Annotated in this window: 16 protein-coding genes and 1 riboswitch; of the genes, 2 read left to right on the top strand and 14 right to left on the bottom strand. The window is 63.2% G+C overall.

What is annotated here, in order from left to right; translation table 11 throughout:
- Positions 1-113: 113 nt before the first annotated feature.
- The 11 genes from KC8_RS05900 to KC8_RS05850 all read right to left on the bottom strand — a co-directional run bounded on the left by KC8_RS05900 (position 114) and on the right by KC8_RS05850 (position 12067).
- A complete protein-coding gene (locus KC8_RS05900) occupies positions 114-1334 on the bottom strand; it encodes a cytochrome P450 (RefSeq protein ID WP_010124721.1) in 1221 nt (406 codons plus the stop codon).
- A 48-nt stretch (positions 1335-1382) separates the two neighbouring features.
- Complete coding sequence (locus KC8_RS05895) at positions 1383-2546, bottom strand: acyl-CoA dehydrogenase family protein (protein WP_010124722.1); 1164 nt, start codon at positions 2544-2546, stop codon at positions 1383-1385.
- A gap of 11 nt (positions 2547-2557) precedes the next feature.
- Positions 2558-3280, bottom strand: a complete 723-nt coding sequence (locus KC8_RS05890; protein ID WP_232455638.1) for a GntR family transcriptional regulator — start codon at positions 3278-3280, stop codon at positions 2558-2560.
- An 87-nt stretch (positions 3281-3367) separates the two neighbouring features.
- Entirely contained in the window at positions 3368-4642 is a 1275-nt protein-coding gene (locus tag KC8_RS05885; RefSeq protein ID WP_232455637.1) for a phosphotransferase family protein, read from the bottom strand.
- Positions 4643-4747: 105 nt separating this feature from the next.
- Positions 4748-5101, bottom strand: coding sequence for a hypothetical protein (locus tag KC8_RS05880; RefSeq protein ID WP_010124726.1), 354 nt, complete (start codon positions 5099-5101; stop codon positions 4748-4750).
- 15 nt (positions 5102-5116) lie between these two features.
- A complete protein-coding gene (locus KC8_RS05875) occupies positions 5117-7531 on the bottom strand; it encodes a TonB-dependent receptor (protein ID WP_010124729.1) in 2415 nt (804 codons plus the stop codon).
- A gap of 200 nt (positions 7532-7731) precedes the next feature.
- A complete protein-coding gene (locus tag KC8_RS05870) occupies positions 7732-8340 on the bottom strand; it encodes an NADPH-dependent FMN reductase (RefSeq protein WP_010124731.1) in 609 nt (202 codons plus the stop codon).
- Between the two features lie 232 nt (positions 8341-8572).
- On the bottom strand, positions 8573-9400 hold the full coding sequence (locus KC8_RS05865) for an SDR family NAD(P)-dependent oxidoreductase (RefSeq protein ID WP_010124733.1): 828 nt from the start codon (positions 9398-9400) through the stop codon (positions 8573-8575).
- Between the two features lie 20 nt (positions 9401-9420).
- Positions 9421-10278, bottom strand: coding sequence for an SMP-30/gluconolactonase/LRE family protein (locus KC8_RS05860; protein ID WP_010124735.1), 858 nt, complete (start codon positions 10276-10278; stop codon positions 9421-9423).
- A complete protein-coding gene (locus KC8_RS05855) occupies positions 10275-10778 on the bottom strand; it encodes a VOC family protein (RefSeq protein ID WP_010124737.1) in 504 nt (167 codons plus the stop codon). Before KC8_RS05855 ends, KC8_RS05860 begins: the two co-directional genes overlap by 4 nt.
- Entirely contained in the window at positions 10775-12067 is a 1293-nt protein-coding gene (locus KC8_RS05850) for an aromatic ring-hydroxylating oxygenase subunit alpha (protein WP_232455636.1), read from the bottom strand. Before KC8_RS05850 ends, KC8_RS05855 begins: the two co-directional genes overlap by 4 nt.
- 923 nt (positions 12068-12990) lie before the next feature.
- Here KC8_RS05850 and KC8_RS05845 point away from each other — a divergent pair.
- Positions 12991-13893, top strand: coding sequence for an ArdC family protein (locus KC8_RS05845; protein WP_029624416.1), 903 nt, complete (start codon positions 12991-12993; stop codon positions 13891-13893).
- The gene (locus KC8_RS05840; RefSeq protein ID WP_010124742.1) at positions 13890-14105 is read left to right on the top strand and encodes a hypothetical protein; all 216 of its coding nucleotides are present in this window, start codon (positions 13890-13892) and stop codon (positions 14103-14105) included. The genes KC8_RS05845 and KC8_RS05840 overlap by 4 nt, the downstream gene beginning before the upstream one ends.
- Positions 14106-14152: 47 nt before the next feature.
- On the opposite strand, the gene KC8_RS05835 is transcribed toward KC8_RS05840, so the two are convergent.
- The 3 genes from KC8_RS05835 to KC8_RS05820 all read right to left on the bottom strand — a co-directional run bounded on the left by KC8_RS05835 (position 14153) and on the right by KC8_RS05820 (position 19713).
- A protein-coding gene (locus KC8_RS05835) for an IS3 family transposase (RefSeq protein ID WP_232455635.1) occupies positions 14153-15279 on the bottom strand; the annotation gives its coding sequence in 2 pieces (ribosomal slippage) (positions 14153-15048 and positions 15048-15279; 1128 coding nt in all).
- Between the two features lie 387 nt (positions 15280-15666).
- Positions 15667-17706: a conjugal transfer protein TraG gene (locus KC8_RS05825; RefSeq protein WP_010123218.1), complete on the bottom strand. Its 2040-nt coding sequence runs from the start codon at positions 17704-17706 to the stop codon at positions 15667-15669.
- 396 nt (positions 17707-18102) lie between these two features.
- Positions 18103-19713, bottom strand: coding sequence for a tetratricopeptide repeat-containing sulfotransferase family protein (locus KC8_RS05820; RefSeq protein ID WP_010123216.1), 1611 nt, complete (start codon positions 19711-19713; stop codon positions 18103-18105).
- A 320-nt stretch (positions 19714-20033) separates the two neighbouring features.
- Positions 20034-20109: riboswitch (cyclic di-GMP riboswitch) on the top strand.
- Position 20110: the final 1 nt, after the last annotated feature.

Below are 20110 nucleotides of genomic sequence, written 5' to 3'. Positions count from 1 at the left end.
GCTCCAGTCGGGGAGGGTCTTGTGCCTCCCCCTCCGGGGTTCCGGACCTATCGCTCTCTAGGGTGCGCGGTTCGGTATGGGGCGCTGACCCGCACCCCCACCGAATCCGTTGATCAGGCTTTCCAGACCAGCGGCAGCGCCACCGGCTGGATCATCCCCATATGGCTCACGACGACATGTCCCTCCGGCAGGTGGAATTCCGGGATCAGCCCCAGGAACTCCTCCATGGCGATGCGCATCTCGCGGCGCGCCAGATGCATGCCGAGACAGATGTGCGGCCCGAAGCCGAAGCTCACATGGCGGGGCTTGCGATCGAAACGGACGGCCGCAGGGTCGGGGAACTCGGCCGGATCGCGCCCGCCGAGGGTCGTGCTCATCGCTACCTTGTCGCCTGGCAGGAAGCGCACGCCGTTCAGTTCGGTTTCCTTGATGCAGGTGCGGAACGTCGTCACCGCCGGATAGGCGCGCATCATCTCCTCGATGGCATTGGGAATGAGCGCCGGATTGGCGCGAAGCAGCGCCTGGTCGTCCGGATGCTCGGCCAGGTGCCGGAAATGGAGACCCATGTTGGTCGAGACTGTGTCGAGGCCTCCAATGAACAGGTTGAAGCAGAACCCCATCAACTCGTCTTCGGTGAGTGAGCGGCCCTCCACCTGCGCGTGGACGCCCCAGCTGATCAGGTCTTCGGTCGGATTGCGCCGCCGCTCCTCGATCTCGCCGCGCAGATAGTCGACGACGCTCCGGGTGGCGGCAGCAATCTTGCCGAGGTCATGATTGTGGAGGAGGTTCATCTCCCAGTCGAGGAACTCGCTGGTCTTGTCGTGGGGCAGGCCCATCAGTTCCATGAAGACCTTGATCGGGAATTCGAAGGCGAAGTCCGCCATGAACTCGCATTCGCCCCTGGTCTGGAACGCGAGGACATACTCCCGCGCATAAGCACGGATCCGGTCCTCCAGAGCGGCCATCGCCTTTGGTGTGAAGAGCGGGTTGACCATGCTGCGATAGAGCCCGTGCATCGGCGGGTCATGCTCGGCCGGCAGGTTGTTCCAGGTCTCGCCGATCAGTTTGGAAAAGGGCGAGAAGTCCTTGCTCGAGAAATGCTCCGTATCGAAATAGATCTTGCGCAGATCGGCCATCCGCCGCGGCACCCATGCGGGCGTGCCGCCGGGATAGGCATGCATCGCATAAATGATGTCCGGCCCCTGGTGAACGGAATCGGCCAGGTCATTGAACGGGTCCTTGTCGGTCGTCAGGCCGAACACGAACGGGAAGGGCTGGACGAGTTCGGCTGGCACATGGTCGGGCTTTGGAAGCACCGGGAATTCGAATCCCATTTCACTCTCCATGGATGATGGCTTGCTGGTCGGCGAAGGCGAACAGCATCAGAAGGATCGGGGCAGCCCGAGGGATTCGGCGATGCCGTTGCGGACCATTTCGTTGGTGATGGGGCCGATCCGCCACAGGCGGGAATCGCGCCAGTAGCGCTGCATGTCGGTTTCCGCCGAATAGCCCATGCCGCCCATGATCTGGATGCCCATGTCGGCCGCCGCATTGGCATTCTCCGAGGCCATGAGCTTGAGCATGTTCGCCTCGACACCGACATTCTCGCCGCGGCTCTGCTTGCCTGCGCAGAAATGCAGCATCAGCTCGGTGGTCTTCTGCATCGTCGCGATGTCGGCGACATAATGCTGCAGGGCCTGGAAGCGGCCGATGATACCGCCGAAGGCCTTGCGTTGCTGCATATAGTCGACCGCGTCTTCGAGGACGCCGTCGATGACGCCGAGACAGAAGGCGCCGACCATGATCCGCTCGTTATTGAGCGTGGGCAAAAGCATGTACCAGGCCTTGTGCGGCTCACCGAGGACCAGGTCGTCCGGCACGAACACATTGTCGAGATGGATCGAGCACGACCCCATCGAGCGCATGCCGAGCTTGGCGAGCGGCGTGACCTTCACGCCATCGGTGCTGGTCGGCACCCAGAAGAGCGTCAGGCCCTGATGCTTTTTCTCGGCGGTCTTGTCGCTCCGGGCGATGAGCAAGAGATAATCGGCGACATGGGCCGACGAACTCCAGATCTTCTCGCCGTTCAGCACCCAGCCGCCCTCGACACGCTCCGCGGTCGTCTGCATCGAGCCGAGGAGATCGGTGCCGCCGGCCGGTTCGGTGAAGGCGATCGCCGCCTTGAGCCGCCCATTGGCGATCTCGGGCAGGAACTTCGCCTTCTGCTCGGCCGTGCCATAGAGGCCGATCGACTTGGACCCCGCGAACGAGGTGATGCCCCAGATCCATGCGAGGCCGCCAAGTGTCCGCGCGAGCTCGCGCGCGAGCAGCATCTGGGTAACGACGTCGCCGCCCTGGCCCCCATAATCCTCGGAAATGCCGACGCCGTGAAGACCTGCTTCGGTCAGCTTGTCCCACAGGGCGAAGGGATAATTATCCTCGTCCTTCTCGAGCATGCGTGCCCAGTCCTTGGGCGCCTCCTTGTCGACCCAGCGGCGGACCATGTCGCGGAACGCGCGATATTCCTCGGGCAGTTCGAAATCCATGCTGGCCTCTTCTAGTTGACCGGTCGGAGGGGAGTGGGACGGACCGATTGTCCGGGAGCGTGCTGCGCCATGACGATCAGACGCGCGGACAGCTGGTCGAGGCGCGCAAGCAGGTCGGCGGTGTCGCCTCGTCTGAAAGCGGCGAGCATGGCCTCATGATGACGCAGGCCCTTCAAGGACAGGGTCGAGCGGCCATGAAGGAGAATGAAGCGGGCGATCAGCGATCGCCGGTCGAGCGTGGAACGCAGCAACTCGCTGTTGGCCGACGCCGATATGAATACCGTGTGGAAGTCGTGGCCCGCGCCGATGATTGCGGGAAAATCGGCCGCATCGAGTGCTGCGCGATAGCGGCCTATGGCGGCTTCGAGCAGGCGAATTTGCTCGACGCCGACCTTCGAAAGCCCCCAGACGTAGCCCAGTCGCCACAATTCGGTCTGGACCCGGAACAGGTCGAGCGTCGCGGGAAAGTCGATCGGGGCCACCCGTTTCAGGCGATGGGCCTCGATCTCGATCAGCCCTTCGGAAGCGAGTTCGCCCAACGCCTCGCGGACCGGTGTCGCGCTGACGCCCAGATTCCGGGCAAGAGCCGTCTCGCGAAGCAGCGTGCCGGGTGCGATATCCGCCGAGATGATCGCGTCGCGCAGCTTTTCGACAACCGCCTGACGAAGCGTGGAGGGTGAGGCCAGGCGTCCGACAAAGGCCTCACCGGCTCCGATTTCCCGAACGCGCGTCATGGCACCTCGCATCATCACCGGGGCGGCGATGTTCGTGGCGCCCATATTCTATAGAATGTTGGGAGCCGGGCCTGCCGACCGATAGGGTCAGCGGGTTGGCGGCAGGCAGACATGGGAAGCGGACTGGCCGATCCTGGTCGGACCGAAGAGCAGCATGCGACGGGCCTCGATCGCGCAGAACAGTCGCAGCAGCCGCTCGTCCTGGTCCGGCCCGGCGTCGAGCACAAAGGTCTCGAGTGCCGTTTCCGCCTCGAACCACGAGCCAAAATCCTGTCCCAGAAGCGCGCCGACGTCGGCGAGATTGCGCGCGGCGACTTCGGCGCCCATCGCGTCGCTGCGGGCGACCCATTCGAGCAACTGGACGGCAAAATCCTTGCGCGACCTGTCCATGTCGGAAGCGCCTTCGATGCCGGCCACGGTATCCGCGAGCTTGGCGATCAGGGCTTCATTGTCACCGGATCGCGGCGTGAGTGGCGGCTCTTCCTCCAGCGTGACGCCGGTCAGCGCGGCCATGGCGAGCAGGATCGTCTGGCGCAGCGCGAGGTCGAATTCGAGATAGACGGCATGTGGGTCGCCGGGCTGCGGTTCGCCGACCGTGCCGGCAAACTGCATCGTGCCGAGCGTCGCGAACTGGAGCGTATGATAGTCGATGACCGCGTGATCCACCTTCTGGCCGCTGAAGGCCTCATAGTGCCCGCAGAGGGTGCGCAGCTCGTCGCCCAGCGGCTCGTAGCTGTCGCGCATCCGCATGGTCGCGAGATCCACCATCGGATCGCCGATCATGCTGAATTCGAAGTCGTAGAGGCCGGTCATGCGGCCATCCTCGAACAGGAACTGCCCGGAATCGAACTGGATGAAGGAAGGAATGCTCCGATGACGCGGGACGTTTCGCCGGATCCAGCCAATGACGAACTCGAGCATCGGTTCGGGCTTGCTCTTGGTCCGGCGATAGTGCGGCAGATAGGCATTGAGTCCGGCCAGTGCGATGGCTTCCGCGCCCTCGGGGACGGCAATGCCCTTTTCGGCAAACGCCTCGACCGGTACCTGATGCATCGCGACCACCGCGGCCATATAGTCGCGCGCGATCGCCTGGCGCTGGCTGTCGCTGGCAGCGTCCGCCACGTTGCGGCTGCCGGGCAGGGCATCCATCAGGATCGCCGGCGGGTCCGCGCAATAGCCATGGATGCGCGGCACGGGAATGCCATGGTTGCCAAGCACGCTCATGACATCGGCTTCGCGCTTCAGTTCGGGAAAGATCGAGACATCGCCCTCGCGGTCACCGCGAAGGTGAAGATGCAGGATTTCGCCGTCGCGCTCGACATCGACGAACCAGGCGGGCCGCCAGCGCGTCTGCCGTTCCATGCGGATGATCCGGCCGCCCGTCTGTGCCTCGACGAAGGCCCGCATACGCTCCTCGCCGGCCGCGCCATAATCCGGGGTCATGCCTGATCCTCTCCGGTCGCTGTATCAGGCCTGGTGGAAATAGCGGATCTGCATCCGGCCATCCTCGAACTTGTAGGTCTCTATGCTCGGCATGCCGACATCGGTGTCCACAAAGCGGTTGTCGACATAGGTCGCTGCCTCATTGCCGTTGACGAGGAGCTGGAGAAGGTCTGTGCGGCACTTCCCGCCATATTGGGCGAACATCTCCTCCATCGCCTGTTCGCCGTCCTGGGGCGGGCGGCCGACATATTCGATCGTGAAGCCATTGGGCGCCATGCGGCGGAAATATGCCATGAGCTCATCGCGCTTCTGGTCGTTCCAGAGCAGATATTGCTCGCGCAGGAAGGTCGCGATTTCGTCGCTCGACGGGTTGGCCATGTTGCTCTCCTGAAATCAGAAACGGTAACGAAGCTCGACGCCATAGGTGCGCGGCGGGGCGAAGATCGCGGTCGTGAAGCCGAGAAATGCGCCCGACGCATTCGCCGCCGCAGCATATTCTTCGTCGAACAGGTTGCGCGCGTAGATCGATGCGTCGATCGCGGTACCGCCGATCCGGTTCCAGTCGAGACGGGCATTGACCACGTCGTAGGATGGCAGGAACGTCCCGCTGTAAGAGAGCTTGTCCGACCAGTAATAGTCGGCATTGAACACGATTTCGCCGATCGATTCCGGTACGGGCAGCTCATAGCGGACGCCCGCCGTGAAGGTCTGCTTGGCGGTGTTGTTGAACGGGATCTTGTCCTCCGACACGAACGGCGCAATGGCCGCCGGGGCGTCGAAGCTGGTCGTCTCTGGCCACAGGAAGTTGACGGCATAGTTGAACGACAGCCGCCGATCGAACTGGACGATGCCGTCGATGTCGATACCCGAAACCCGGCTTTCGCCGATATTGACGAGCAAGGTGCCACCGGCCGGATCGTTATTGGGATCGCAATCGCCGTCGGGCGAGATCGGCGCGGGATTGTCGACGCCCGGCGTGCAGACGCCGAGCACGGTCTGGACGCCCGTCAGGGCCGTCTGGACATTGTCGTACCAGCCGATGAAGCCGCTTACGTTGAAACGTAATTGGACATCGCCAATGTCGAAGTCGGAACGCAGGCCCGCCTCGATATCGGTGACATCTTCGGGCGCGAAGGTCTGGAAGTCGACCAGTCGCCCGGTGAAGGACGGGCTGTTGACGCCGCCTGCCCGATAACCGTGGCGGGAGACGAGATAGGCGAAGATATTGTCGGTCGCCTGCCAGTTGACGCCGATCTGCCAGGTTGTGGCGTTGGATTTGGCCTTGTTGAGCGACGCGTTGGTCATTGTCGGGCTGCCGACGAAACATTGATCGGGCTCGACATCGCCAGACGAAGCCGTGGGACCGATGCCGGTGCAGGCCCCGATCTTGTCCTTGGTATAACGGATCCCGGCCTCGACCTGCAGGCCGTCGGCGATTTCGTCGAGATTGTAGCGGACATTGCCGAAGACGGCCCGGCTGTCCTCGGTGATGAAGGTATAGGCGCCGCGTGCGGTCTCGAAGCCCGGGACCTGGGCAAAGCCCACGGTGTTGCCCTGCGGTCCCGAGGGTTTGGCCTTGAAATAGAAGCCACCGACAAGCCATTCGAGCTTGTCGCCGAACGAGGTGCCGCGCAGCTGCAGCTCGTTGCTGTACTGGTGGACCTCGTTGGTGAGCGACGCCTGGATAAGGTCGACAGGCGTGCCGGCAGGGAAGGCACCCGTGCCATCGGCGAGGACGCGGCCCGTGCCGGAGTCGGTGTTGTAGGCGACCTTCGTATCGCGGTAGCCGAAGATGTTGACGAGCGTCAGATCGTCATTGAGCTCCCATTCGGTGCGATTGGTGATGCCGAAACGGCGATTGCGCTCATAGCCGACATTGGGCTGGGCATGGACGAAGGGTCCGCGGGCTTGCTGCGCGGCCAGTTCATCGAAGAATGGCTGCTGCAAGCCGAGCGCGGTCAACAGTGTGTTGCCAGGGAACACGTCGACCAGAATGCTCGCAAAACCGTGCGTGCTGCTCTTGTAATAATCGAAGATCGTGACGTTGGTCAGACCCTCGACGGGCTCGATCCAGATCGAGCCGCGCAGCGTATAATCGTTGATATTGTCCAGCTTGCGATCGGGGTGGGTGAGGTCGGTCGTATAGCCGTCGCGCTCATGCCAGGCGCCGCCGAGCCGGATCCGCACCGCGTCTGCGACCGGCACATTGAGGACGCCTTCGAGTTCGCGATTGTCGAGATTTCCGTAAGCGGCCTGGACATAGCCCTCGAGATCGGCCGTGGGCGTCTGTGGCGAGAACAGCACTGCGCCGCCTGTCGTGTTGCGGCCGAACAGCGTACCCTGTGGTCCTTTCAGTACCTGGATAGAACTCAGATCGAACTGGGGCGTGAAGCTCCCGAACACCGGGTTCGGCACTTCCGCAAAATAGCTGATCACCGCCGGCGAACTCGGACCCGAGAGCGCCTTCGACTGGCCGCGGATCACGAAATTGGAATTCTGGCGCCCGCCATTTCCCGAAAGATAGACGCCTGGCGTGCTCAGCTGGAGGTCTTCGGGTGTCGAGACCGAGTTTTCGCGCAGAGTCTCGCTACTGAAGGCCGCGACGGATACGGGCACAGACTGGATGCTCTCCTCGGACCGCCGTGCGGTAACGACGATGTCGCCCGCCGAACTGGCCTGGTCCTGCGGAGCAGCGTCCTGCCGGGGAACGTCGGGAGAAACGGCATCCTGTGCGAAGGCCGCCGGCACCGCGGTGCCGATGGCCAGTGCCATCGACGAGATCATCAGCCCGATTCCGGCCTTCGTCATCCTGTCCTCCCGGTTGTGGAATTCTTGTTTCTCGCGGAGAGGATGGGCGGGCGCGCAGGGGCAGCGCCCTTTCTTGGGATAGGCGGCAATTTTACCGACCGACAAATGGATCGGGGCGCCAGCGCGGCTCCAGCCGGCAATGCAGTTTGACGTGGAGCGTTCGCGGGTGCCCGGCGGGACGGGCATGAAGCCTGCCGGAATCAGGCCGCTTCGGTCTCTCCCACTTCAGGTCGGGCCCGACTGAGCCGCGCAAATTCGACGACCTGATAGCCGACCAGTTCGAGCTGATTGCTGGCGCCGGCATCGCTGCACACGCCGCCCTTGAAGATCCCGCCCGAGCTGTTGATGGCGGCGCCCAGTGGCGTCGGCCAGCCGCGCAGCGCATGGACGATCGAACGCAGGGTGGCGAGCGTGCTGCCGGTCGCCTGCCAGCCATAGGCCGTCGCGATCAGGCCGACGGGAACGCCGTCGAGATAGACGCGCGCGTCCTTCGAGGTTTCTTCGAGATAATCGATGGCATTCTTGACGAGGCCCGAGATCGAGCCGTGATAACCGGGGCTGGCGACGATCACGCCATCGGCGCGGCGGATCGCTTCCACCAGTTCCTTGCCCTCGGTCGAAGTCGTGCTCTCCTCGGTCATGTAATGCGGCAGCGCCGCCAGCGTCGCAGCACCGAACAGCTTCACCTCCGCCCCGGCGCGCTCGGCCGATGCGAGGGCGATCGCCAGGGCCTGTTCCGTCGAGGAATTGGCGCTCGCTGTGCCTCCGATCCCGACGATGAACGGCCGTGCTGAAGAGGAACGCGGCATCAGTGTCTCCCTGGCACCGGCGCAGTTGACGACGTCCGGCGGTTATGTCCCCGCAGCAATATTCGACGCCATGCGAACCCCTCTTTCGACAGGGCTGGAGATCGACCCTCCCGACATGATTGCAGCGACCTCCGGGTGTGGCTGCAGATCCGGCGTGCGGATTGACGCAAGGCTGGAGCAGCCTGGCCGCGGATGGGCCGGATGACCGCGACGTCACAGGTGCCGCGAAGCCTCAATATTTGACGTTGCGGGTGAACCCGCCATCTACCGTGAGGTTGACACCCGTGATCCAGGATGCGCGGGAACTGGCGAGATAAGCGACGGCATCGGCGATCTCGTCCGGTCTACCGAACCGGCCGGATGGCTGGCGGGACAGGTTGGCGGCGTAGTAGTCGGGCATCTCACGTTCGAGAAAGTCCCAGGATCCGCCGGGCATCTGGGTCGGGCCTGGGGACACGCAATTGCAGCGTATGCCCTCGCCCATGAACTCCAGCGCAAGCTGGTGGACATAGTTGATCAGCGCCGCCTTGATCGCGCCATAGCTGAACCCGCTACCGACGAACGTGTGGTTCTCGAAGGCCGTGATCGTTCCGATCTGGACGAAGGCCGACGGGGCGGCCGCCTTGAGAAAGGGGTAGGCCGCATCCCACATCGCAACCGCCGATTTGAGATCGATATCGTAGTTGAGGTCCCAGCCTTTCATCGAGCGGGGTATGCCGCCAAGCGCGCTGGCGGCGGACACCACAATGTCGATCCCGCCCATCTGGTTCGCGGCCTTGGCCACCCAGCGACTGACTTGGAGAGCATCGCCGCAATCGACGACCGAGCCATAGACCGTGCCGCGGCTGCTCAAGGCTTCTACCGCGTCATCGACCCCGTCGCCCATCAGTGGATTGGCGATGATATCGGCGTCGGTAGGGTTGGGATCCGTGCCGCGGGCACGGCGACCGCAAAAGGCAACGACGGCGCCCTCATCCAGAAACCGCTCGACGACGGCGCGGCCGACGCCCCTCGTCGCCGCGCTCACGATCACCTTCTTGCCGGCAAGCTCGAGGTCCATGGTGCGATACCTTCCGTGCGCTACAATCTGCTCTTGTGGACCGGCAGGCCGGCGACGCCGGGGTTCAGCCGGATCAGGCCACCCGTTCGGGAAGTGCCGTGACCGGCGGTCGTGACGAACAATTCAGTGAGGTCGGGGCCGCCGAAGGCGAGGCTGGTAACCGATGCGAACGGCAGCTTCATCCGCCGGTCGAGCGTTCCGTCGGGACGATAGCGGCGAAGTTCTGCCGACTCCCAGCAGGCGATCCAGACGCCGCCTTCGCAGTCCACGGCGAGGCCGTCGCAATCCGCGACCTCCACCATCAGCTCCTGGCCGAATGGCAACCCATCGTCGCCCATTTTCCAGCGCCAGACGCCGATGGTGGATTCGCTATGATAGAGCCACGCGCCATCGGGGCTGAAGCCGATGCCGTTGGACGCGACCACATCATCGCGCAGGACCACGACCTCGCCCGCCGCATCCAGCCGGAAGAACAGGCCGGGAGCGGGCGCGCCACCGCCGAAGATCGCCTCGAAATCGATCGTCCCGCCGAACAGGCGCCCATGCGCATCGGCCTCGATGTCATTGACCGCGACGGTCGGTTGGCCGGCGATCGCGTCGAGCAAGGTTCTCACGTCGCCGCTGGCGGGATTGACCATCGCCAGGCCGCCCTTGCCACCAAGTACGATTGCGCCGCTCGCGTCGAGCACGGCGCCGCCGATCCACAGGCGGTCGGCGAGCACGGTTCGAAGGCTGCTGTCGGGATCCCAGGCATGATAGCCGCCGCCGGTCAGGTCGCTGAAATAGACGGTGCCGTCGTCTGCCACCCGCGGCGCTTCACAAAAGGCGAACCCCGTCGCCAGCGTTTCAAACGCAACCGTGGCTTCTGCGACCGTCAAAGCGCCGGGATCGCACTGTTCTCGCCGACTTCGATCAACTCGAACACATTGCCGAAAAAATCCCGGCCATAGGTGGATCGGAATCCCTGCCGGCGTCCGTCCTGCGCTTCCTCCCCGCCGGAATGCCGCGGTGGGCAGTGGAAGCGGATGCCGGCCTCCACCATCCGGGCATAGACCAGATCGATATCGGCGACCTGCAGGCCGAAATGGGTATAGCCGAAGCGGTTGACCGGGCGGTTCTCGTCCTGTGCGGCCGAACGCGGCGTCAGATACTCGAACACCTCGATATAGGCGTTGCCGAGCCGCGCCATGAACTGCCGGCCCGAGCAATCGGGAAGGCCCACGATCTCGTTGATGAAGGCGTTTCCTTCCTCCCATTCGGTCTGGGCCAGTTCCTCGGCGCCCAGCAGGTCGATGTAAAACTCCCGTGCGCGCGCGATGTCCGGAACCGACACCGCGACATGGTGGACGCCCTGGGCCAGCGGATCCTTGCCGCTCATTGCGGGGCCGACGCCAGATACTTGTCGAGCGTTTGGTGCAGGTGGCGGATGCGCGATTCCTGGTAGACGGACAGCGTCTCCGCGCCCTTTTTGCTCGCATACATGCCTTCGCGCTGCCAGCGCATGATGTCCGTGTCCTGGTCGAGGACGTGCGCGAGGAAGGGGTCCATCCCTTCCACGTCGGTGTAGGACTGGTGCTCCTCGATGCGGATCACGTCCGCGACCTCGAAATCCGAGCCATCGGTGGGTTTGGGCCGAAGCACGATCTGGTCGAATAGGCAGCGATCATGGTCGTCGCCGTCGGGCCGGAACTGCTGGATCAGGGGCAAGCCGACCGACGGATAGATGAAGAGGTTCGGGAATATGTTGTATTTGAGGGAGTCGATCATCTCCGGAACCGTGCGCTCCGAATAATCGAGGCCATAGGTGGCCGCCATCTGGCGGCGAAGCTGCTCCGCCATGGTCCACCGCGCGGATTTGCCGTCGGGAACGATCACGCGTTCGCCGACAGTGCTGCGATCGCCGACGAGCATGCTGTCGAGCAGCTCCTGCTCGGTCCGCTCCAGGGTCGATGTCGGGCTGGGGCTCGCCATGGCGCACAGGTCGCGACTGACATGGTCGGAGAAGATGTCGTGCTGCATGTTATGGTCGCTGACGACATGCGTCATTTCCGGATGCGCGACCGGCGTGTGATAGGCCTCCATGAAGGCTTCCTGCGCGAGCTTCCAGTTGCCCGGCAGCCGCTTCTGGACATGGGTGTGGACGTACCAGTTGGACATGTCCCACCGCGCGAAATGCTCGGGCAACACCTCCAGATAGTCGAGGAGGGGAGCCGCCTCGCGATCGAAGTTGACGAAGATGAAGCCGTTCCAGCTTTCGATGCGTGCCTGCGGCAGGCAAGCCCTTGCACGGTCGAGCTGCGGGAACTCCCAGTCGCAGGGGATATGCCTGATCGTGCCGTCGAGATTCCATTGCCAACCGTGAAACGGGCATTGGATCGATCCGCTCCACCCGTTGCTGCCCGAAGGCTTCAACTTGGTCCCGCGATGGAGGCAAGAGTTGTGATAGGCGCGCAGGCCCTCGTCGGTGCGCACGATCACCAGGGAGAAGCGACCGATATCGTAAACATAATAGTCGCCGACCTCGCGAACATGCTCCTCCCGGCAGGTGAATTGCCAGACCTTGCGCCACATCTGGCGCATCTCGCGATCGAAGAAGGCGCGGCTCGTATAGCGTTCGAACGGGATGTCGTCGGTGGATTGCTCCGGATTGCTCTGGCGTTCGATCACCGACGGCAGCCGCTCGCCATCCGCCCGGGCAATGTCCCGATACGTCCGGCCGGGGAAATGATCGCGTTGCAGCTGGGCTATGTCGCTCATGCCGGATCCTCTCGCAACGTCCTGGGCTCAACACGCGGCCCATGGATCACGGCTTCGAGGGTCGGCCGACAGGCTGGCTGGCACAACGAGCTTTATTGATAGGTGCGTGCGCGCCACTACGCGGTTGTGGAGGGTGTCCGCTGGTCCGGGAGATCATTCGCTGCGGAACCTTGATGACAACGGTCGTCAGATGAGGTCGGCGCGCAATGGCAGGCAGGTGCGTGGCGGCCTTCACGATTGGCGCCAGGGCGTTTGCTGCTGTTCCGTCCTGCGATCGACCGAAACGGGGCGCGCCAGAACTGCCTGCCTTGGCCTCTCGATCCGCGGACGCACTCAGGCCTGACGGGGCAATGAAGACGCCGCGCGGTCCCCGGCGGGGACCCGCGCGGCGGCGCCTGCTGGTTGACCGGCCGCGGCCGGGCGGGGTGGGCGGAGCGCGCCTCTAGGTCCGCCGCGGCGGGCCGCAACCCGCGTATCCGCGGGTCCTCCGCTTTGCTTCGGCCCTTGGAGCCAGCGCTTCGCGCTGGCTTCCTGCGGGTGCGGCCCACCTCGATCGGCGGACCTGCCGTCCCGCTCCTTGCCGCCCACCCCGCCCATCCGGGGCCGGTTGCGGTTTTGGGAACGGGAGCAGGATCATGGGCAGGAACGATAGCGGGCGTGGCGTGGGCCTCGGAGGTCTGGACAGCGACGGGCAGGACGCAAGGCGGGCAGGGGAGGATCGACCGGGCAATCGGGATCGAAGCGACGCCCGCGATCGAACCGGAGACGAGGAGCGGCGCAGTGCTTCGCTGTGGCGAGAGCGGCCGGCCGGGCGAGGAGCCGGCAAGGCGGCGATGCACCGGCGGCAAGGCAGGGAAGGGCGAGGGAGTCTCTATGGTGAGGTGACGCGCGCGATCCTTGGCGAAATGGCAGAGGGGAGGCTGCCATGGGTGCAGCCGTGGGACAGGGCGAAGGCCTGTGTGGGAATGCCGCGCAATGCGGCGAGCCATCGGCCGTATTCGGGGATCAATGTCCTGATCCTCTGGGGCGCGGTCGTCCGGTCCGGCTATGGCTCGCAAGGCTGGCTCACCTACCGGCAGGCACGCGAACTGGGCGGACATGTGCGGCCCGGCGAGCGAGGCGTGACTGTCTGTTATGCCGACCGCTTCTGCCCGGATGGCGAGAGGGCACGGGCCGAACGCGACGGCGACGATCCCCGCAGCATTCCGTTCCTGAAGCGCTTCACCGTCTTCAATGTCGACCAGTGCGACGGTCTGCCCGAAATCGTCCGGCAGGACGTCGAATCCTTGCCGCCGCGCGAGATCGTGCCGGTGGCCGAGGAGATCATTCGCAACACCGGTGCCGATCTGCGTGTCGGTGGCGACAAGGCCTTTTATCATCCGGGCGGCGACTTCATTCAGGTGCCGCCTTCTCAAGCCTTTCATCACCAGATCGACTGGTATCGCACCGCCTTCCATGAGCTTGGCCACTGGACGGGACACCGCTCGCGCCTCGCGCGCGATCAATCGGGGCGCTTTGGTTCGATCGAATATGCGAAGGAAGAGCTGGTCGCCGAGATTGCCAGCGCTTTCGTCTGCGCTGAACTCAATATCCGGCCAACCGTGCGCCATGCCGACTATCTGGCGACATGGGCCGATTATATCGGAGCAGACGAGCGCGCGATTTTCCGCGCTGCCGCGCAGGCCGCGAAGGCAGCGCAGTGGATCATGGGCCAGCGTCGCGAGGTGCGGCCATGAACCGGCACGACCGGCCATTAGCGCGGCTGCGCCGCGCCTGGGCGAGCCTTCCGGCGGAGGAGGCCGAGGTGCTGGCGCTTCACGCTTCGGGTGTGGAGCTTGCCGCGCTGGCCGTAGAATTGGGGATCGACGTGGCAGGGGTCGAGCGCCGGCTGGCCGCGGCGCTCGTCTCGTTCGACCGGGCATTGGGGGAGGGTGGGGCTTTCCCGTGAGCCGGCGCCGTGGACTTGTAACGGTTTTGCGCCGGTCACCTATCTCGTTATGCCACCTTGGCTTCGAACGCGAGCGGGCTGATGCCGCCCAGATATGAATGCCGGCGGCGGGTGTTGTAGAACCCGTTGATGTACTGGAAGATGGCAGCCTCTGCCTGTCTCCGTGTTGGCCAGCTCTGCCGCCAGATGAGTTCCGCCTTCAGGGATTTGAAGAACGTCTCGACCGAGGCATTGTCGTAACAATTTCCCTTGCCGCTCATCGATGGACGCAGGCCATAGGCCTGCAGCTTCTTCTGATAATCATAGGAGCAATATTGGCTGCCGCGATCGGAGTGAAAAAGGCAGCCCTTTGGTGGCTGGCGCAGGCGGACCGCCATATCGAGCGCCCTGATCGCCAGATCCTTCTTCATCCTGTCGCTGACAGCCCAGCCCACGACGCGGCGGCTATGCAGGTCGAGAATGACGGCGAGGTAGAGCCAGCCTTCTGACGTCCAGACATAGGTGATGTCGCCCGCCCATTTACGGTTGGGGGCATCGGCGGCAAAATCGCCGTCCAGCCAGTTCGCCGCGACACCCAGGCGATGCTGGCTATCAGTGGTGACCTTGTGCCTGCGTGTGCGCACTGGCTTGATTCCGTTGATCTTCATCAGCCGCCCGACCCGGCGCTCGCCAATATCGAGCCCGACCTCCTTCAACTCCATCGTCATCCTCGGACGACCGTAGCTGCCAAGGCTCAGGCGGTACTGTTCCCGGATATGGGCCAGCACCTTCATGTCCGTCCGCTCCCGGCGACTGATCGGCCGCGAGCGCCAGGAACGATAGCCGCGCTCACTGACAAGCATGACACGGCAGAGCAGTTCAACGGGCCAACGGTGCCGCCAACTATGCACAAAAGCGAACTTCACGGCCTTTGGCTCGCGAAGAACTGCGTGGCCTTTTTTAGCACTTCCCTCTCCTCCCTGAGCACCCGGTTCTCAAGGCGAAGGCGTTCATTCTCTCGCGCCAGGTCTGCCTGCGGCGCTGAAATCAGATCAGATGGCCGATACTGTGACACCCACTTGCCCAGCGTCGACTTGCCGATCCCCAAATCCGATGCAACCCGGTCGCGCGGCAACCCGCTGGTCAGCGCAATACGCACCGCCTCATGCTTGAACTCTTCGCTATGCTTGATCATCTCGTCGGTCTCCTGTTGCGAGCTCTAATCGCTCAGGTGACCGGCACAAAACCGTTACAAGTCCAGGCTTTGCCGCGAGCGCTTCCAGCACCTCACTGAGCTTCCCGTCGATATAAAGGTTCTGGCGCGTTTTCATGGGTGTTGCCCTCACGTGCCCGGCAGGACGTCATGGTCCTGACCCTGGTTAAGTGCGTGGGCACGGGCGACCGCCGGTAGGGAGCGCGCCTGATCCATTGCGCGCTTGTCGGTCGCGGGATCGGCGTCATCCTGGTCAAAGCCGAAAATCTCGAGCTGTTTTGGCGGTTGGCTTTGCCGCGAGCGCTTCCAGCACCTCACTGAGCTTCCCGTCGATATAAAGGTTCTGGCGCGTTTTCATGGGTGTTGCCCTCACGTGCCCGGCAGGACGTCATGGTCCTGACCCTGGTTAAGTGCGTGGGCACGGGCGACCGCCGGTAGGGAGCGCGCCTGATCCATTGCGCGCTTGTCGGTCGCGGGATCGGCGTCATCCTGGTCAAAGCCGAAAATCTCGAGCTGTTTTGGCGGTTCGTGTTTAGCGACGACCTCCGCGGCAAGGCCCGGATGGCGCTGCTGCTGCAGGCCGCCATCGTCCTTGTCGGGTTTAGCATTATCCTCGGCATCCTCGGTGCGTACGAGACGCGGATCGGGCTTGCGGGCAAAGCTGCCCCAGTCGTTCGACCGCGCTTTGGGCCGCTCGACATAGGGACCAGCGGCAAGCACCGGCGCCGGCAGCAGGCGTGCGCGGAAGTTGTCGTCCTCATAATGCCGCAGCTTCTTTGCGCGGATCGGGGCAAGCCCGGAGATCAGCACCAGTTCGTCGGTCGCCGGGAGCTGCATCACCTCGCCGGTCGTCAGCAATGGGCGTGCGGTTTCCTGGCGGCTGACCATGACGTGGGCGAGCCAGGGCGCGAGCCGATGGCCGGCATAGTTGCGCATCGACCGCTGTTCGGTCGCGGTGCCGAGCGCATCCGAAATACGCCGCGCGGTGCGCTCGTCATTGGTCGCAAAGGCAATGCGGACATGGCAATTGTCGAGGATCGCGTTGTGGTCGCCGTAGGCCTTTTCGATCTGGTTGAGGCTCTGGGCGATCAGGAAGGCGCGGATTCCATAGCCGGCCATGAAGGCAAGCGCCGTCTCGAAGAAATCCAGGCGGCCAAGCGCGGGAAACTCGTCGAGCAGCATCAGAAGCTGATGCTTGCGGGCGCCGGACGGGCCGCCATCGAGACGCTCGGTCAGCCGACGGCCGATCTGGTTGAGCACGAGCCGGATCAGCGGCTTGGTCCGGCTGATATCCGATGGGGGAATGACGAGGTAGAGCGACACCGGACGCTCGGCTTCGATCAGGTCGGCGATGCGCCAATCACAGCGCGATGTGACTTCGGCGACGGTCGGATCACGATACAGACCCAGGAAGGACATGGCGGTCGACAGCACACCCGAGCGTTCATTGTCGCTCTTGTTCAGTACTTCGCGTGCAGCCGAGGCGATGACAGGGTGGACCTGCGGTTGCTCCTTCGTGCCGAGATGATTGGTGGTCATCATCCGGTTTAGGGTGGCGACGAACGTGCGCTGCGGGTCGGAGAGGAAGGTGGCCACGCGCGCTAGTGTCTTCTCCTCCTCGGCATAAAGGACGTGGAGGATCGTCCCGACCAGAAGCGAGTGAGAGGTCTTCTCCCAATGGTTGCGCCGTTCGAGCGCACCTTCGGGATCGACCAGGATATCCGCGATATTCTGGACGTCGCGGACTTCGTACGCGCCGCGGCGGACCTCCAGCAGAGGATTATATCGGGCCGAATTTGGGTCGGTCGGGTTGAACAGCAGGCAGTGCGAGAAGAGTGACCGCCAACCAGCCGAAATCTGCCAGTTCTCACCCTTGATATCGTGAATGACGGCGCTGCCGGTCCAGCTCAACAGTGTGGGGACGACGAGACCGACACCTTTGCCTGAACGGGTTGGAGCGAATGCGAGGACATGCTCGGGGCCGTGATGGCGCAGATAGCGGCTATGAAGCCGGCCGAGGAACACGCCAGCGTCCCCGAACAGTCCGGCGCGATCGATCTCGCCATCGGCTGCCCAGCGCGCCGAACCATAGGTCGTGACATGGCTGGCTTGCCGCGCGCGCCAGAGAGAGCCTGCGATCGCCGCAGCACAGCCCAGAAAGCCACTGGCGCCGGCGAGCGTGCCCGCCTTGTCGAAGACGTGCGGTGCGTAAGCCTCGTAATGATACCACCAGGGAAAAATCGCCCAGGGGCGATAGACGGGCAGTTGGCCCAGCATGAACCAGGGGAGACCAAGCTCTGCCTGATAACCGAGCATTGCGGCCGTCCATTGGGTGGCCGCCCACACGCCTGCGATCACGATCCCGAAAACGAACAGGATCTGGCCAATCAGCAATTTGGTGGGCGTCATCGCGGCTCTCCCGCCGGACGCCGGGTGCGTCCAGGTTCAAGCCGTGATGATCAGGCCAATGGCACAAACCCCATATGACGGTCTCGACGCGCCACAACGCGGCAAGAAGAAATGTGCTTTGGGAACGCAGCGTAAGGCCCATCCCGGCAGCCAGTTTGCAATTCCTTGAATGCCTGCGAGGGACATTCTGGTGGGGTAGGGGGGCGACCTGAATGTCGTGAAAGTCGGACGATCCGGACTGTCGGGAATTGGGGAGCGATCTTCGGAAACCGACGTTGGTTCAGGCCGACGCTGAGCGTTGCGCAATGTCCACTTCGTCGGGCGGAGCAGTCCGGCCGGTCTCGTTGCGCGTTTCTTCACAATTCTGGCGCTCTCGACCTTTGAGGGAGTGGTGCATCAGCATTGTTTCAGTATGTGGTGAAGCTCAGCCTTTAGCGGTGAAAGCCAAGCCTCATAGGCGCGCCAGCGCTGTTGCCCGTCGGCATGGATCGGCTTGCGTACCTGTGCTGCGCTTGGCGTATGGATGGGTCTCTGGTTTTCGTGAAAGTTCAGGCAGGCAGGGTCGAACGGCAGCCCCAGATGGGCGAGCAATCCGCGTATTTCCTTCTCGGGATTTTCGACCAGCCGTTCGTAATACAGCCGATAAACCCGACCCGGATGGACCATGTCCATGTGATCCATCATGTTGACATAATTCCGATAATATCGGCCGATCTCTTCGAGGCTGGTGGGAAAGCTCGTTCGGAGGCTGAAATATGTCGAGAAGCTGGAAAGGCAGCAGGCTAAGGGATGACGTCGGACGTCTATGATCTTCGCCCTCGGTAGGATCAACTGGATCAGCGCGACATATTGCCAGTTTGACGGCATCTTATCGATGAAGAAGCGCCGCGCGCTTCTCCGATATCGCCGCGTCGAATCCAGATAGCGCTGGCCGAGATCGCATAACTCTTTCGCGTCCAGACGGGCGGCCGCTTCGGCTATCGAGGTTTTGCTCCCGCTTCTGTCGATTATCCCGGCAACGAGTTGCTGGAGTTCGAACAATTCGCCCGCGCCCTCGACCATAGGGTGACTGTCCAGAATTTGTTCGACCAGCGTGGAGCCTGAGCGCGGCATGCCTATGATGAAGATCGCGTCATCCGCATTGCAGCCATGTCCATGGCGTTCGGCGACGAAGGATGGTGTGATTGTTGAGATGTGCGCCTGCACGAGATTTTCGATCGCGGCATCGTCATAGGGGGCTATCGCGCCGCGCAGCCGATTGGCTTTTTCATAATTGGCAAAGGACGACCCGAATTGGCCCTGATCACCGAACGCCTTTCCGAGGGCGAAGTGAAACTGCGTGCGTTGAAAAGTGTCATCGACACTGTGCAGCGCCTGCTCCATCGACGCTATATCGCCATCTTCCAGTCGCACTGTTCGAAGATTTGCAAGGCCCCACCATGCGGCGCCGTTCGTGGGAGCAAGCTGAAGCGCTTTGCGAAACGAGGCGGCCGCTTCGGCGGTGCGGCCCAGGGCCTGAAGGGCATGTCCGTAGTTCATCCACAGGACTGTCGCAGCGGGCGCGCGGCGCACGAGTTCCTCGTGAATGGGCAAAGCTTCTCCGGTGCGGCGTTCGGCCGAGAGGACGCCCGTTTTTATCGATAGCGGCCAGATGTCTCCGGGGTGCGTAGCGATCGCCCGATCAGTGAGCGCTAGCGCCTCGTCGGCACGCCGGAGCCGGCATAGCAGGGACGCGAGATCCGCATAGGCAAGGGCTAGCCCGGGTGCATATGCGATCGCGTTTCTCAGCAATTGCTCGGCTTCCGTGGCGTGACCCGTCGTCAATGCGATGCCGGCAAGCAGACGCAGAGCTTCTGCATCTCTGGGCGCAACGCTCAGACGTGAGCGAAGCAAGGTCTCGGCGCCTGCAAGATCGTTTGCACGCAATGCGCGTGCGGCGGCATCGAGAGTCGAATGCCCGTCGGCCACGCCAAACGCGGCCTGATTCCATCGATTGTCACCATCCATGTCGGTGGATGTATCGGTGCTTACTTCGGTGGTGCAAGCTCAAGAAACAAATCTGGCTTGGTGAAGGCGGTCTGGACGCGACGAGCCCAGCCGCCGCCGCTTGTATCGATTGTGAAATGTTAATTCTGGTCAAACTGAGATGGCTTTAAGCCATTTTTAAGCGCGTGCCTGCTTGACGACGTTCATATAACTATCTGATATAGAAAACAGATTAATACGTTCGCTCGGATCGTTCGCGCCAAAGATTGATGCAAATCCAAACCAAGCCTCGCGATGTGGGCTTTGGCTACGGAGCTCGCAGCCGATCAGTGAGGCGGCGATTCGTTGAAGGGCAAACTGTCGGCGACGGCAGGGCGCAAAGCCTCCGGGCTCCAAGGAGCTAGCGGGGCCGCCAGCA

This window comes from Sphingomonas sp. KC8, assembly GCF_002151445.1.
In the GTDB taxonomy this organism is placed as follows: domain Bacteria; phylum Pseudomonadota; class Alphaproteobacteria; order Sphingomonadales; family Sphingomonadaceae; genus Sphingomonas_E.
This window is presented reverse-complemented; position numbering and strand designations above follow the sequence as displayed.

Bases quoted from the DNA above. Each gene is read 5' to 3' on its own strand.
- KC8_RS05865 (WP_010124733.1), bottom strand. From the start codon at position 9,400: ATGGACCTCGAGCTTGCCGGCAAGAAGGTGATCGTGAGCGCGGCGACG.
- KC8_RS05855 (WP_010124737.1), bottom strand. From the start codon at position 10,778: ATGAGCGGCAAGGATCCGCTGGCCCAGGGCGTCCACCATGTCGCGGTG.
- KC8_RS05890 (WP_232455638.1), bottom strand. From the start codon at position 3,280: ATGACGCGCGTTCGGGAAATCGGAGCCGGTGAGGCCTTTGTCGGACGC.
- KC8_RS05875 (WP_010124729.1), bottom strand. From the start codon at position 7,531: ATGACGAAGGCCGGAATCGGGCTGATGATCTCGTCGATGGCACTGGCC.
- KC8_RS05895 (WP_010124722.1), bottom strand. From the start codon at position 2,546: ATGGATTTCGAACTGCCCGAGGAATATCGCGCGTTCCGCGACATGGTC.
- KC8_RS05825 (WP_010123218.1), bottom strand. From the start codon at position 17,706: ATGACGCCCACCAAATTGCTGATTGGCCAGATCCTGTTCGTTTTCGGG.
- KC8_RS05880 (WP_010124726.1), bottom strand. From the start codon at position 5,101: ATGGCCAACCCGTCGAGCGACGAAATCGCGACCTTCCTGCGCGAGCAA.
- KC8_RS05840 (WP_010124742.1), top strand. From the start codon at position 13,890: ATGAACCGGCACGACCGGCCATTAGCGCGGCTGCGCCGCGCCTGGGCG.
- KC8_RS05870 (WP_010124731.1), bottom strand. From the start codon at position 8,340: ATGCCGCGTTCCTCTTCAGCACGGCCGTTCATCGTCGGGATCGGAGGC.
- KC8_RS05885 (WP_232455637.1), bottom strand. From the start codon at position 4,642: ATGGAACGGCAGACGCGCTGGCGGCCCGCCTGGTTCGTCGATGTCGAG.
- KC8_RS05845 (WP_029624416.1), top strand. From the start codon at position 12,991: ATGCACCGGCGGCAAGGCAGGGAAGGGCGAGGGAGTCTCTATGGTGAG.
- KC8_RS05900 (WP_010124721.1), bottom strand. From the start codon at position 1,334: ATGGGATTCGAATTCCCGGTGCTTCCAAAGCCCGACCATGTGCCAGCC.
- KC8_RS05820 (WP_010123216.1), bottom strand. From the start codon at position 19,713: ATGGATGGTGACAATCGATGGAATCAGGCCGCGTTTGGCGTGGCCGAC.